Annotated in this window: 10 protein-coding genes; 5 read left to right on the top strand and 5 right to left on the bottom strand. The window is 60.0% G+C overall.

Features of this window, described 5'->3' with window-relative positions; genetic code table 11:
- Positions 1-157: 157 nt before the first annotated feature.
- Positions 158-1,510, bottom strand: a complete 1,353-nt coding sequence (mpl, locus tag B3229_RS08710; protein ID WP_286870373.1) for a UDP-N-acetylmuramate:L-alanyl-gamma-D-glutamyl-meso-diaminopimelate ligase — start codon at positions 1,508-1,510, stop codon at positions 158-160.
- Positions 1,511-1,678: 168 nt separating this feature from the next.
- On the opposite strand from mpl, the gene fbp reads away from it, so the two are divergent.
- Positions 1,679-2,683: a class 1 fructose-bisphosphatase gene (fbp, locus tag B3229_RS08715; protein ID WP_048784395.1), complete on the top strand. Its 1,005-nt coding sequence runs from the start codon at positions 1,679-1,681 to the stop codon at positions 2,681-2,683.
- 58 nt (positions 2,684-2,741) lie between these two features.
- Here the strand turns inward: fbp and B3229_RS08720 are convergent, their stop codons facing one another.
- Positions 2,742-4,301 (bottom strand): methyl-accepting chemotaxis protein, encoded by a 1,560-nt coding sequence (locus tag B3229_RS08720; RefSeq protein WP_286870374.1) that lies wholly within the window; start codon positions 4,299-4,301, stop codon positions 2,742-2,744.
- A 155-nt stretch (positions 4,302-4,456) separates the two neighbouring features.
- Between B3229_RS08720 and B3229_RS08725 the strand changes: the two genes are divergently transcribed.
- The 3 genes from B3229_RS08725 (at position 4,457) to ppa (ending at position 6,021) form a co-directional block, all read left to right on the top strand.
- Positions 4,457-4,870, top strand: a complete 414-nt coding sequence (locus tag B3229_RS08725; RefSeq protein WP_286870375.1) for a lysozyme inhibitor LprI family protein — start codon at positions 4,457-4,459, stop codon at positions 4,868-4,870.
- A gap of 71 nt (positions 4,871-4,941) precedes the next feature.
- Entirely contained in the window at positions 4,942-5,391 is a 450-nt protein-coding gene (locus B3229_RS08730; RefSeq protein ID WP_048784398.1) for a DUF441 domain-containing protein, read from the top strand.
- Between the two features lie 99 nt (positions 5,392-5,490).
- Complete coding sequence (gene ppa, locus B3229_RS08735) at positions 5,491-6,021, top strand: inorganic diphosphatase (RefSeq protein WP_033754908.1); 531 nt, start codon at positions 5,491-5,493, stop codon at positions 6,019-6,021.
- Between the two features lie 225 nt (positions 6,022-6,246).
- Here the strand turns inward: ppa and B3229_RS08740 are convergent, their stop codons facing one another.
- Genes B3229_RS08740 through tamA form a run of 3 tightly spaced genes read right to left on the bottom strand, consistent with a single transcriptional unit; the run spans position 6,247 to position 12,088 of the window.
- Entirely contained in the window at positions 6,247-6,603 is a 357-nt protein-coding gene (locus B3229_RS08740; protein WP_033754905.1) for a gamma-glutamylcyclotransferase family protein, read from the bottom strand.
- 2 nt (positions 6,604-6,605) lie between these two features.
- Positions 6,606-10,376: an autotransporter assembly complex protein TamB gene (gene tamB, locus B3229_RS08745; protein WP_286870376.1), complete on the bottom strand. Its 3,771-nt coding sequence runs from the start codon at positions 10,374-10,376 to the stop codon at positions 6,606-6,608.
- Positions 10,373-12,088: an autotransporter assembly complex protein TamA gene (tamA, locus tag B3229_RS08750; protein WP_286870410.1), complete on the bottom strand. Its 1,716-nt coding sequence runs from the start codon at positions 12,086-12,088 to the stop codon at positions 10,373-10,375. Before tamA ends, tamB begins: the two co-directional genes overlap by 4 nt.
- Positions 12,089-12,559: 471 nt before the next feature.
- Here tamA and B3229_RS08755 point away from each other — a divergent pair, with 471 nt between their 5' ends.
- Entirely contained in the window at positions 12,560-13,888 is a 1,329-nt protein-coding gene (locus tag B3229_RS08755; RefSeq protein ID WP_033792321.1) for a hemolysin family protein, read from the top strand.
- Positions 13,889-13,921: the final 33 nt, after the last annotated feature.

Below are 13,921 nucleotides of genomic sequence, written 5' to 3' on the forward strand. Positions count from 1 at the left end.
TTTCTGTTTTTGACAGGAAAAGAATAAAGATGGCAATGGCGGAGAGAGTAGAGAGATCGGTTTCAAATATTAACGCGACCGTCTGGAAAAAAATAAAAACCAGGCCAGCGCTGGCGACGAAATAAAAAAGGCGCCTGGAAGAAAGGCGCCTGATGCGTTAAGCGAGTCGATCCAGCAGCTTTTGATGAATGCCGCCAAATCCGCCGTTGCTCATAACGAGAATCGAATCGCCCGGCTGGGCGGCTTTCGCGACCATCTCCACCAGCGTATCGATATCGGCGCTCCAGTGCGCAGGCGGCATGCAGGCTTCGGCCACGTCGGAGACCTGCCAGGGAATATGGTGCGGCTGGAACAGAAATACCTCGTCCGCGCGCGCCAGCGAAGGCGCCAGATCGTTTTTGCTCACGCCCATTTTCATGGTGTTTGAGCGCGGTTCCAGCACCGCCAGAATACGCGCCCGGCCGCCAACTTTGCTGCGCAGCGCCGATAAGGTCGCCAGAATCGCTGTCGGATGATGGGCGAAATCGTCATAGACCTTGATGCCGTTGACGTCGCCGCGCAGCTCCAGGCGGCGACGCGCGTTGATAAAGCTGTCGAGCGCCTGCGCCGCGTCTTCAGGTTTGACGCCGACGTGACGCGCAGCGGCGATCGCCATCAGGCCGTTATGCATGTTGTGCTCGCCCACCAGCGACCAGTTCACCTCGCCGACCCTTTCGCCGTCGAGCAGCACTTCCCAGCGCGAGGCGTCCTGCACCAGCTTCTTCGCCTGCCAGCGGCCGCCCTCGCCGACGCTCTCCTGTTCGCTCCAGCAGCCCATCGTCATCACCTGGCGGATGTTGTGATCGTGCTCCGGCAGCAGGATTTTGCCCTGGCCCGGCACGATGCGCACCAGATGGTGGAACTGCTTCTGGATGGCGCGCAGATCGTCGAAGATGTCCGCATGATCGAACTCAAGGTTATTGAGGATCAGCGTGCGCGGGCAGTAGTGAACGAATTTGGAACGCTTGTCGAAGAAGGCGCAGTCATACTCATCCGCCTCGATGACGAAGAATGGACTTTTTCCTAATTTTGCCGAGACGTCGAAGTTGCCGGGCACGCCGCCGATGATAAAGCCCGGCTCCAGTCCGCACGACTCCAGTATCCAGGCTACCATACCAGAAGTGGTTGTTTTGCCATGAGTTCCTGCTACCGCTACCACCCAGCGATCGCGCAGCACGAAGTCATGCAGCCACTGCGGGCCGGACAGGTAGGGAATGTTGCGCTCCAGCACCGCTTCCACGCAGGGGTTGCCGCGCGTCATGGCATTGCCGATGATAACGAGGTCCGGCGCGGGATCGAGCTGAGAGGCGTCGTAACCCTCAGTTAATTCAATGCCTTGCTGCTCAAGCAGCGTGCTCATCGGCGGGTAAACGTTGGCGTCCGAACCGGTCACCTGATGGCCAAGGGAACGTGCCAGCATCGCCAGACCGCCCATAAACGTGCCGCAAATCCCAAGGATATGAATACGCATAACGAGATCCATTACTCAAAAGTTCGGCGCACAGTGTAACCCCGCTCGCAGACTTAAGAAACGGATTAGGACTATGGTTTTTGAAGTTCATTCGGCTAAACTGCGTACGCAAACGTTGGCGGTTTGCCAGGCAGGCTGCCACTCCATCGAAGATTCAGGGAATGTGTTATGAAAACGTTAGGCGAATTTATCGTCGAGAAACAGCACGACTTTCCTCACGCAACAGGTGAACTGACGGCGCTAATTTCTGCTATTAAGCTGGGCGCGAAAATCATCCATCGCGACATCAACAAAGCCGGCCTGGTAGATATTCTCGGCGCAAGCGGCGTTGAAAACGTCCAGGGCGAGCAGCAGATGAAGCTCGATCTCTTCGCGAACGAGAAGCTGAAAGCGGCGCTGAAAGCGCGCGGTATCGTGGCGGGCATCGCCTCGGAAGAAGAGGACGAGTTTGTAATCTTCGAAGGAGTAGAACACGGCAAATACGTGGTGTTGATGGACCCGCTGGACGGCTCTTCCAATATCGACGTTAACGTCTCCGTTGGCACCATCTTCTCTATCTACCATCGCGTTAGCGCGCCTGGCACGCCAGTCACCGAAGCGGACTTTATGCAGCCAGGCCACAAGCAGGTCGCGGCAGGCTACGTGGTGTATGGCTCCTCGACCATGATGGTCTACACCACCGGCTGCGGCGTACACGCCTTTACTTACGATCCGTCGCTCGGCGTCTTCTGCCTGAGCCACGAGCGCATGACCTATCCACCGACGGGCTACACCTACTCAATTAACGAAGGCAACTATATTCGTTTCCCGCAGGGCGTGAAGAAATACCTGAAGTTCTGCCAGGAAGAGGATCATGCCTCGCATCGTCCTTACACCTCGCGCTACATCGGCTCGCTGGTGGCGGATTTCCACCGCAACCTGCTGAAAGGCGGCATCTACCTCTACCCGAGCACCGCCAGCCACCCGAACGGCAAGCTGCGCCTGCTCTATGAGTGCAACCCGATGGCGTTCCTCGCCGAGCAGGCTGGCGGCAAAGCGAGCGACGGCGCGAAGCGCATCCTCGACATCCAGCCGGAAACCCTGCATCAGCGCTGCCCGTTCTTCTGCGGCAATAACGCGATGGTCGACGACGTTGAGCGCTTCCTGCGCGAATACCCGGACGCCGCGCAGTAAAGCGTTCAGGCCATCTGACTCGCGTAAAAAAAGGGCGCAAATCTTGCGCCCTTTTCTTTTACGCCGTTTCCAACCGGAACAGCGATACCGTGGATTGCAGATGCTGCGACTGCGCCTCCAGCGACTGGGTCGCCGCCGTAGCCTGCTCAACCAGCGCCGCGTTCTGCTGCGCCGCCTCGTCCATCTGCGTCACCGCCTGATTTACCTGCTCGATACCGCGGCTCTGCTCATCGGACGCCATGGAAATCTCCTTCATCAGCGTCGTGACGCGCATCACCTCGCTGGAGATCTCATCCATGGTCTCGCCCGCGCGCGTCGCCATATCGCTGCCCTCTTTCACCCGCGTCTGCGACTCCGAGATCAGCCCGCGGATCTCTTTCGCCGCGTTGGCGCTGCGCTGCGCCAGCGTGCGCACTTCGTTGGCCACGACGGCGAAGCCGCGCCCCTGCTCGCCCGCGCGCGCCGCTTCCACCGAGGCGTTCAGCGCGAGGATATTGGTCTGAAAGGCGATGCCGTCGATCACGCCGAGAATGTCGCCGATGCGGTTCGCGCTGGCGGTAATCTCCTGCATTTTCTCCATCACGTAGCTCACCACCTCTGCGCCGCGGTCGGCGCTGTCGGAGACGCTGCTCGCCAGCTTATTCGCCTGCTGCGCATTGGCGGCGTTGAGGCGCACCGTAGCGGTCAGCTGCTCCATGCTGGCGGCGGTCTGCTCCAGCGACGCCGCCGACTCTTCGGTGCGCTGGGAAAGATGCACATTGCCCGCCGCCAGCTCGCGGCTGCCGACGTCGATCTGCTGGCTGGCGTGAAGCACCTGGCTCACCTGAGCGCGCAGCGCCTGCTGCATCTCTCCTAGCGCGCGGTTAAGGCGGCCCAGCTCGTTGTCGCCCGCCGGCGGCAGCGTCTGCGACAGATCGCCTGCCGCGACCTGCTCCAGATGGGTAATGGCGCGGTTCAGCGGCAGCAGCAGCAGACGGCGCATCAGCACCCAGGCCAGCACAAACAGCAGCAGCGTCAGCGCCACCGCCGCGCCGATAAGCGCCTTCATCAGCGTTTCGTTCCAGGCCGCCTGCGCCAGCTGCGCGTCGGTCACCTGAGTGGCATAGCTGCCGAACGCCGCCACCGCGTTGCTGTAATTCAGGGCGAGCTTCGCGAGATTGCCCTCCAGCACGCTGTAATATTCGTCGGTGTACTGTTTCTCCAGCGCATCCATAATGGGTTTGATGCCCTGCGCCAGGTAGGCGTTGTAGGACGATACGATGTCGTCAGCCAGCTTTTTTCCGTGCGCCGTTACCGTTCCCGCCGCGATAAAAGCTTTCATATTCCGCTGCGAATCCTGCACGTCAGCCTGCGCCTGCTTCACCGAGGCGTCGCCCTCGTCCAGCAAGCCGATCTCGATTTTGCGCACCGCCAGCGCGGCGGTGGCGCGCGCGCGCATCAGGTCGCCGTTGCTTTGATAGAGCGCGTTAAGTTCGATACCCTGGATGCGGTTGATCACATCCAGCGATCGGTTTCCTTTGTTAATGGCAATGATACCCATGACGCTGACCGCCAGCAGCAGCAGAGTCATAAAGGCGAGTAAAGCTAATAATCCTGTGCGTAGTGAGAGCTTTTTCATGATGTTGTTTTCCGTTTGCTTATATAAAGGCAGAAAATCCAGTCGCCCTAAAACGTACAAGTTATCGGCAGTTGCTCAGGGAAACTTTACCGACGTTGATGGTCATTTCCCTGATGATCACCCACGCTTAACCTTTCTTAATAAGGATTCACAGCATGAAAAAAGGTATGGCCGCCGCCGGTCTGCTGTTCTGCTCCTCTGCGCTGGCAGAGCAAAATCCGATCGATCATGCGCTGGAGCAGTGTCTCAACGGCGCATCTACCACCGTGGCGATGGTGTCGTGCTACGACCGCGCCAGCCAGGCCTGGGATAGCGAGATGAACACGCAATATGGCCAGTTAATGAAGAGGCTCACCAGCGAGCCTAAAAATAAGGTGCGCGATGCGCAGCGTCAGTGGCTGGCGTATCGCGATAGCTGGCAGTCGGCGAGCGCGGCCTATTTCAACAGCACGCAGGGCACGCTGGCGCAGATTTCGCTGGCGGCGCAGCGCGTCGATCTGGTGCGTAATCAGGCGCTGTTACTGCGATCGATGAATAAAGGCAGTTGCGCCGACGGCGGCGATTGTTGATAAATGGAGACGGTTCTTTTATTCACGCGTCGGCATCGGCTGACGTATCCGTCTATTTTCAGGGAGAAATCATGGCTGCGTACGCCTCTACCCTTATTCTTATCGGCCTCGCGGTCCTCAGCTATTTCGTTCACAACAGCGCGGTCACTATCTCTATTCTGATCCTGCTGGCGATCAAGCTCACCCCGCTGTCGCAGTTCTTTCCCTACGTCGAGAAACAGGGCATTCAGCTGGGCATTATTATCCTGACGGTCGCCGTTATGGCGCCGCTCGCCAGCGGTTCGCTTCCCGCCTCGTCGCTGCTGAAATCTTTCGCCAGCTGGCAGTCGATCGTGGCGATTCTGGTCGGCATTTTCGTCGCCTGGCTGGGCGGGCGCGGCGTGAACTTTATGAGCGCGCAGCCGTCGGTAGTCGGCGGCCTGTTAATCGGCACGGTGATTGGCGTCGCCTTCTTTCGCGGCGTGCCGGTTGGGCCACTGATTGCTGCGGGGATCGTCTCACTGTTCGTCGTCGCGAAGTAGGACGAGGAGCATTCCGAAAGGTCAAAATTGGGGCATACTTTCCCAGGCAGTTGGCTATAATAGCCGACACTCAACATGTGACTATTGAAGGAATGCCCGATGAGTTTGAACCAGGTGCCTGCCGGTAAAGAACTGCCAGAAGATATCTACGTTGTCATTGAGATCCCGGCCAACGCCGATCCGATCAAATACGAAGTCGACAAAGATTCCGGCACCCTGTTCGTAGACCGTTTTATGTCTACGGCGATGTTCTATCCGTGCAACTACGGTTATATCAACCACACCCTGTCACTGGATGGCGATCCGGTTGACGTGCTGGTTCCGACCCCGTATCCGCTGCAGCCGGGCTCCGTGATCCGCTGCCGTCCGGTTGGCGTGCTGAAAATGACCGACGAGTCTGGCGAAGATGCCAAACTGGTTGCCGTGCCGCACACCAAGCTGACCAAAGAGTACGATCACATTAAAGATGTGAACGACCTGCCGGAACTGCTGCGCGCGCAGATCACCCACTTCTTCGAGCAGTATAAAGCGCTGGAAAAAGGCAAATGGGTGAAGGTTGAAGGCTGGGACAACGCCGAAGCGGCGAAAGCTGAAATCATCTCCTCTTTCGAGCGCGCAAAGCAGAAATAATCTGCCGCCGCCCGATAAAAAACACCGTCCTCTGGACGGTGTTTTTGTTTGTGCGCCGGGTGACTGAGCGGGTGATATGGGCCGAAGAGCAAAGCGTCCCGCGTCAGGGAAGACGCGGGTCGAGCTGGCATGGATGCCGCTTTTTGCGTCTTTGCGATCGGCCCATATCACCCGCTCTTTAAGGCCGCAGATAAAAAAACACCGCCCTCTGGACGGTGTTTTCGTTTATGCGTCTGACGGAGGATCGTCGCGCCGTAGCCAGTCGCCGCTGGCGATGCGCTCACGTCCCTTAACCGGGCGCTGATAGACGTAAAGCCATGCGCTGCCGTAAGGCGTTTGCATCAGCTGGCGTTTGTATTCGCCAGCCTTAGTGCGCAATGCATCCAGCTCGCCCAGCGTCGTGGCATCGATGCGGTAAACTTCACAATAGACGGTTCCTTCGCCCGGGATCACGCCCGGATAATGGCCGAGACTGTAGAGCTCGTAGCCCTCAATCTGCATATCCCCCAGCCATTGCGCATTCGTCATCCAGTGACTGTTTCCCTGTTTGCGCCGTAAACTGCCGTAGACAATTATTCGCATTGCTAAAACTCAAACTGATAGAGCAAATCAAGAGCCTGGTCCACACCAGACACGGCTTCCAAATAGAGTTTGGGCATCAGGCGATAACGCAAGGTTAAGGTCGCCAGTGAATCAAATATGCCGACACCATATTTTACTTGTAGACCCGGCAGCACATAGCCGCTGACCTGCACCTGCTGGCTGTCGCCAACGCCGGTGGTATCCAGGGCAAGATTGCTGACGCCGAACGTCTCGCCGATTTTACCCACAACCTGACCACTTTGCGCAACCCCCAGGCCAATTAAGGCGGAGGTTAATGCGTTACCGTCGCCGTCCGAGCCCAGTCCCTGGCCGCGCAGCAGGTAGGAAAGCGCTTCCTGCTGCGACATCGCCGGATCGGAGAAGACCTCGACCTTCGGCTCATCCGCCAGCCCGGTCACGCGCAGGCCGGCCGTCACGTCGTCCTCGGTGGCTTCGGGGTTACGAATCGCCTCGAGGTTGATATAGGGCTGATCCGGCGGACCGGCGAACTGCAGCTCGCCTTTGCGCACGATAAGATCCTGACCGTAAGCGTGGAAGCGGCCGGACGGGATATTGATCTGGCCGTTGAGGCCCAGCCCGGTTTTGTCCTGCACTACTTTCAGGTCGCCGTTGAGCTTCGCCTTCAGGCCAAAGGCCGACAGCCGCACGTCGTTGCCGACGTGGATCACCAGATTGCTATTGATCGGGATGGCGGCGGTTTTCGGCTGAATCGGCTGCAGATTTTTATCCAGCAGCACCTCGTCCGAGGAGACGCCGGTGGCGCTCTCCGGCACCTCCTGCACGGTGATGCGCGCCCAGGGAATATCGACGCTGCCATCCAGGCTAAAGGCCGCCGGCGTCGCCTCGAAAACCAGATCCGGCGAGACGTCCATGCGCACCATCGGCGGCACGGTCACGCGCACGCGGCTGCCCTGCGCGGCGATGCGGGCGCGCCAGTTGTCGAGCTGGCTCCAGTCCGCATTGCCGTTGAGGTTGATATTGCCCTGCGCGGTCTGCACCAGACCGTTGAGCGTCGAGCTCATGCCGTTGAACACCATATTCAGGTTCGCGGCGGTGAGATCGACCGGCATAAAGTTGCCGTCGACGTCGACGCCCTGCAGGCCAAGCTGGCCGAAGATCTGCGGCTGCTTCACGCTGCCGGCGAGGCGCAGCGCGCTGTTAAGGTTGCCTTTGATCTTCTCGCCCTGCATCAGCGCCGGATTGAGCATCGCCAGTGAGATATTGCGGATGTTGACGTTGCCGCCCAGCGTACGGCGGTTCTGCGGATCGCCGATCTGCACGTTGCCGTCGAGCTGGCCATTGTTGGCGATGCGGATCAGCCAGTCGAGATCGGCGCGGCCGTTGCGCAGCGCTGCGTTGAGGTTGAGCGCGCTGAAATCGATGGGCAGCGTATTGCCCTGTACGTCCTGCCGCACCTTGACGCCGTTGCCTTTCAGCGAGACGGTGCCGGTCGGCAGCGCGCCGTCCGCCGTCCAGTTCACGCGCGCGTCGCCGCTAAAGACGCCTGCCAGCTGGGTTTCATCCGGCAGGAAGGGTTTAATCATCGCGAGGTCGAAGCGGTTAAGCTGAATATGCGCGTGGCCGCTCGGGCCAGCTTCAATCGGCTCGGGCACGCAGAGCTGCGCGTTGGGGTTCTGCCAGCAGTGCGGCCCGATGGTGGCGGTCTGCTTCGCGTTGAGGTAGTCGATCGCCATCGCGCGCGTCAGGCGCCATTCGCCCACCGGCGTATCAAAGCGCGTATTGTTAAGCGTACCCTGCCAGCGCTGCTGCTGGCGATCGAAGCTGCCGTTGAGCGCCAGCTGGCCGGAGACCGGCTCGCCCTGCACGTTAAGTTTCAGCTGATGCGCTTTTTCATTGCCGTCGGCGTTGAGCGTCAGCAGGCCGATCTTGAGCGCGTCCTGCTGCAATTGTTCAACGCGCAGCTGCAGCTTGCCGGCCACCTGATCGCTGGAGCGTACGTCGCCGTCCAGCGTGACGCGACGGATCTGCAGCTGCTGCCAGCGCAGGCCGGTGGCGTTGAGATCGGCCAGCAGCTGCGGCGCCTGCAGCGTGCCGCGCGCCTTGATGGTGCCTTTGGCGACGCCGCCCAGCCCCGGCAGCGCGTTATCGAGATGGGGCGCGTCGATGATGGCGTCGAGATTAAGCGCGTCGCCCAGCGAGCCTTTGACGTCCAGGTTGTTGCGGCCCAGCACGATTTTCACGCCCGGGATATCCCACTGGTTATAGCTGTTGCCTTTCAGCGAGCCTTCGGCGCTGACCGCATTCTGTTTGACGTTGCCCTTCAGCTGCAGCTGCGGCACGCTCATCTGCCAGCTGCCGCCGTAGAGGCTGCCGCGCGTGGCGATTTTGCCGTCCAGCTTCGCCGGCCAGTCAGGATACTGGCGCGCGGTGTCGATGCCGGAGAGCGTTAGCTCGCTGCGCCAGCTGATGGCTTTGCTCCAGTCCACCAGCGCCGTCAGGTCGATGTTGCCCTGCAGCGCGCCGATGCGCAGCTTGTCGAGGTTGAACTGCTCGACGTTGCCTTTGCCGTCCAGCGCCACGGTGGCGGGCGGCACGCTGTCGCCCTTCACCGCCGTGCGCAGCGACATCACATAGTCAGTGGCTTTGCCTTTGAACTGGTAGTCGAGATTGTCCGCCTGGTACTGCACCGCGCCGGTCAGCGGCCAGCGCAGCTGCGGGCTGGTGAGGCGCAGCGACAGCGGCAGCCCCGCCACCGCCAGCTGGGTGGCGGCGTCGAGCTGGGCGCGTACCGGACCAGAGAGATTCAGACCCAGCTTCAGCTCGTCGCGCATGGCGCCGCCAAGATCCAGCTTGATCTTCTCTCCTTTCAGCGGATCGACGTTCGCCGTGCCGTTAAGCGTAAAATTCACCGGCCAGTTGTCCGCCAGCGTCGCTTCGCCGCTGCCGTTAAGCTGGCCGAGGTTCGAATCGACGTCCAGCGTCTGCAGCTGCAGACGCCGGTCGGCGGTTTTCGCCTTCAGCAGCAGGCGATTCACCGCAATGTCGGTATCGCCGGTGAGGCGCAGCTGTTCGCCGAGGATCTCCTGCACGTCGATATCGAGCGGCAGACGGAAGTCGGGCAGTTCAGGCAGCAGCGGTTTGGCGAACATCGCCTGTAGCGTTTCGCCCAGCGGCTTCTCATCCGGCTGCGGCTGCTGCACCTTGCGCTGCACCACCTCTTCGTTGGCGACCTGCGCCGCTTTCGGCAGCGCCACCAGCAGGCTCTGGATATGGGTCGGATTAAGCGTCAGCGCGCGATCCTGCCACTGCAGACCGGTAGTGAAGTCGAGCAGCGAGATAGCGGTGTCGTCGATCTTCACGTTGATGTTATGCAGGCCGAGATGACGCAGCGTAATCGGATAAGGGGTGCTGAGATCGCCGCCGCCGCTCTCCTCTTCCGGCGGCGCCTCCTGCGCTGGCGTCATCTTTTTGCTGTCGACTACCACGCTGACATCCTTCAGCGCGATATCGTTGACGCACACCGAGGAGTGCAGCAGGCAGTTAAGATCGACCGCCAGATGAAACGTGCCGGCATCAACGTTGACGCCGGGCATCTCATAACGCAGCCCGCGGATAGTCAGGTTGCGCCAGCCGCCGTCGACCTGCTTGATCGATAAGCCCGGTACCCAGCGCGCCGCGCCGTTCAGCACCAGATGCAAGCCAGGCGTGGTGCCGATTAAAAACGCCACGCCGCCCAGCAGCACCACCAGAAAAATCAGTACGCCGATCAGGACCTTTTTCCACAGCTTCATAGTTCAGGCCCCAGTCCGATATAAAATTGCAAACCATGCTCCTCGCTGTCGCCAATCGGCCGGGCGATATCCAGTTTGATCGGCCCGACCGGCGACGCCCAGCGCACGCCGAAGCCCGCGCCGGTTTTAAAATTGCTCTGTTTGATGTCGTTGACCGCTTCGCCTGAATCGATAAAGGCCGCGCCCCACCATTTCCCGGTGACGTTGTACTGATACTCCAGCGAGCCGGTGGCGAGCTTCGAGGCGCCGGTCAGCTTGCCGTCGTCGTCGCGCGGGGAAATATCTTTATATTTGTAGCCGCGAATGCTGCGGTCGCCGCCCGCGAAGAAGCGCAGATCCGGCGGCACTTTTTCGAAGTTGTTGGTTTCGATCCAGCCGAGGTTGCCGCGCGCCACAAAGCGGTGCTTATCCGCCAGCGTGCGGATCCAGACGTTCTGCGCCTGCATGATCAGGAAGTCGACGTCCGATCCCCATGTGGTGTCGGAGACGTCGATAGAGTAGCGCTGCGAATCGCCCCACGTCGGCATCAGGCCGCCGCGCGAGCGCGTACGGTTCAAGCTGACGCCCGGATAGAGCAGCATCGTGGTGTTGGTGACGCTGCCCTGGGTAAAGTGATCGAGACTCCACTTGAGGTTGACCGCTTTCTGCCAGCCGGTGCTGTTCTCCCAGTAGCGCGACACGCCGAGCGTGGTGGTGTCGGCCTTGGTATCGTTCAGATCGGTGCGCTTCAGTCCGCCGGAGAAGATGTAATACTGCTCCAGCGGGCTTTTCAGCAGCGGCACTTTGTAGCTCAGGTCGAGCTGCTGCTCCGGCGCGGAGAGATAGGCGCTGGCCGCCATGCTGTGCCCGCTGTCGTTAACCCAGGGTTTTTTCCACGTTGTCTTCAGGCGCGGCCCGACGTCGGTAGAGTAGCCGACACCGGTCTCGATGGTGTTTTCGGTGCGCGGCGTAACGGCGGCGTTGAGCGGCAGCACCTTTGTTTTCCGCCCCTGCGCGAACTCCGGCGCGACCACCACCGAGTTAAACCAGCCGGTGGCCGACAGGCGCCGGTTCAGCTCGGCGAGCTCGCGCGAGCTGTAGTAGTCGCCTTTTTTAAACGGTACCAGGTTTTCCAGATACTCCTCGCGGATTTGCGAGCCGGAGAAGCTGACGTCGCCGAAGCGGTAGCGCTGGCCGCTGTCGTAGTCGATATCCCAGAAGGCTTCGCGCCGCTCGACGGAGACGCCGAGCTGGCTCTTTTTAAAGTCGCCGTCGAAATAGCCGTTGCGCAGCGCAAGGTTCGAGAAGCCGCTTTTAAATTTGTCATACTCGCCGTGATTGAGCTGCCGCCCTTTTTTCGGCGTGCCCTCTTTTACCCAGGCCTGATAGTCGGGGTCGCGCAGCGCGTCGCCTTCGAGCACGATGGTGCTGCCGGCGATTTTAACCGGCTCGCCGGGTTTGACGTGGGCGATAAGCACCGGCCGTCCGCCCTGCGGCGGTGCCGGACGCGCCTCGAAGTCAATATCGGGCTCGTAGTAGCCGAGCGCTTTGAGTCCCTGCTGGATCGCCTCTGAAACGCGCGCGCGAAAACGGCCATCGTTCGACACCTCGTCGGCGCCGATGGTCGAGAGGCGAGCACGCACGTTCTTGTTAAGGTCCCCGGTTAAGCCTTGCACTTCAAGGCGCACTTTCGCTGCCTCAGCGACCGGCGCGGCGGCCAGCAGGCAGGTCATAAAACAGACGTGAATTCGTGGCACGCGTACTCCTGTTAATCATGCCGACCCCTATTCCGCGGGGCGTGATATATCCCTGGATAAGAACATCGCAGCGGCGCAGTGATCATCATAGCCGTAGAAAGCGGCCTGCGGCTGCGAAAAAACGGTAACAAAGCCAAATAGCGCCCTATTGTCGGCAAATGGCCGGAGCGATACAACCGCTGCGCAACAGATGCGCGCGCCACTCGGATTAATCTGAGCTCAACGGTGTTGCTGCGAACTCTGGCGGCGTTGAGGGCGCTGCTGCTATAATCAGCGGCGCAGGCTTCGCCTGCTCTATTTCTGCCCCGGCGCTGCTTCGCATCGTCGATAAGGCGCAGACATTTTTGGCACGGACAGCCCAGACTATGAGGTGAGTACGAATCGGTACGCCCTTCAGGCGCGCTGCCCAGGCCAAAAATGACAAGTGGATAACCCTTTGGAAACCCTATGTTAGATAGCTTGCTTGTCATATTGTTGCTGATCGTGATCAGCGCCTTTTTCTCTCTCTCGGAAATCTCGCTGGCGGCCGCCCGCAAGATCAAACTCAAACTGCTGGCCGACGAAGGCAATATTAACGCGCAGCGCGTGCTGAAGATGCAGGAAACGCCTGGCACCTTCTTTACCGTGGTGCAGATCGGCCTGAACGCGGTGGCTATCCTCGGCGGTATCGTCGGCGATGCGGCCTTTTCGCCCGCCTTCAGCAGCCTTTTCAGCCGCTTTATGGAGCCGGCGCTCGCCGACCAGCTCAGCTTTATCTGCTCCTTCATCATCGTCACCAGCTTCTTTATTCTGTTCGCCGATCTGACGCCGAAGCGCGTCGGCATGATCGCGCCGGAAGTGGTGGCGCTGCGCATCATCAACCCGATGCGTTTCTGCCTGCTGGTGTTTAGTCCGCTGGTCTGGCTCTTCAACGGCCTGGCGAACGTCTTCTTCCGCGTCTTTAAGCTGCCGATGGTGCGTAAAGATGATATCACCTCCGACGATATCTACGCGGTGGTGGAAGCGGGCGCGCTGGCGGGCGTGCTGCGTAAGCAGGAGCATGAGCTGATCGAAAACGTGTTCGAGCTGGAGTCGCGCACCGTGCCCTCCTCGATGACCTCGCGCGAAAACGTGGTCTGGTTCGATCTGCGGGAAGATGAAACCACGCTGAAGACTAAAATCGCCCAGCACCCGCACTCTAAGTTCCTGGTGTGCGACGGCGATATCGACCATATCGTCGGCTATGTCGACTCCAAAGAGCTGCTGCTGCGCGTGCTGGGTAATCAGAGCATGGCGCTCAACAGCGGCGTGCAGATCCGCGCGGCGCTGATCGTGCCCGATACGCTGACGCTCTCCGAAGCGCTGGAAAGCTTCAAAACCGCCGGCGAAGACTTCGCGGTGATCATGAACGAATACGCGCTGGTGGTGGGGATTATCACCCTCAACGACGTCATGACCACGCTGATGGGCGATCTGGTGGGCCAGGGGCTGGAAGAGCAGATCGTGGCGCGCGACGAAAACTCCTGGCTGGTAGAGGGCGGCACGCCGATCGACGACGTGATGCGCGTGCTGCATATTGACGAATTCCCGCAGTCGGGCAACTACGAAACCATCGGCGGCTTTATGATGTATATGCTGCGCAAGATCCCGAAGCGCACCGATTTCGTCAAGTTCGCCGGATTTAAGTTCGAAGTGGTGGATATCGACAGTTATCGTATCGATCAGCTGCTGGTGACGCGGATTGACGATCGTCCGCCGGTGCTGAATGTGGCGAAAGCCACGGAAGCTGAAGAGTAGAAAATCAGAGGGCGCCGTCGGCGCCCTTTTTTA

The organism is Pantoea sp. UBA5035 (assembly GCF_002415245.1).
In the GTDB taxonomy this organism is placed as follows: domain Bacteria; phylum Pseudomonadota; class Gammaproteobacteria; order Enterobacterales; family Enterobacteriaceae; genus Pantoea; species Pantoea septica.

Coding starts and splice junctions, on each gene's coding strand:
- mpl (WP_286870373.1), bottom strand. CDS start 1,510: ATGCGTATTCATATCCTTGGGATTTGCGGCACGTTTATGGGCGGTCTG.
- fbp (WP_048784395.1), top strand. CDS start 1,679: ATGAAAACGTTAGGCGAATTTATCGTCGAGAAACAGCACGACTTTCCT.
- B3229_RS08720 (WP_286870374.1), bottom strand. CDS start 4,301: ATGAAAAAGCTCTCACTACGCACAGGATTATTAGCTTTACTCGCCTTT.
- B3229_RS08725 (WP_286870375.1), top strand. CDS start 4,457: ATGAAAAAAGGTATGGCCGCCGCCGGTCTGCTGTTCTGCTCCTCTGCG.
- B3229_RS08730 (WP_048784398.1), top strand. CDS start 4,942: ATGGCTGCGTACGCCTCTACCCTTATTCTTATCGGCCTCGCGGTCCTC.
- ppa (WP_033754908.1), top strand. CDS start 5,491: ATGAGTTTGAACCAGGTGCCTGCCGGTAAAGAACTGCCAGAAGATATC.
- B3229_RS08740 (WP_033754905.1), bottom strand. CDS start 6,603: ATGCGAATAATTGTCTACGGCAGTTTACGGCGCAAACAGGGAAACAGT.
- tamB (WP_286870376.1), bottom strand. CDS start 10,376: ATGAAGCTGTGGAAAAAGGTCCTGATCGGCGTACTGATTTTTCTGGTG.
- tamA (WP_286870410.1), bottom strand. CDS start 12,088: ATGACCTGCCTGCTGGCCGCCGCGCCGGTCGCTGAGGCAGCGAAAGTG.
- B3229_RS08755 (WP_033792321.1), top strand. CDS start 12,560: ATGTTAGATAGCTTGCTTGTCATATTGTTGCTGATCGTGATCAGCGCC.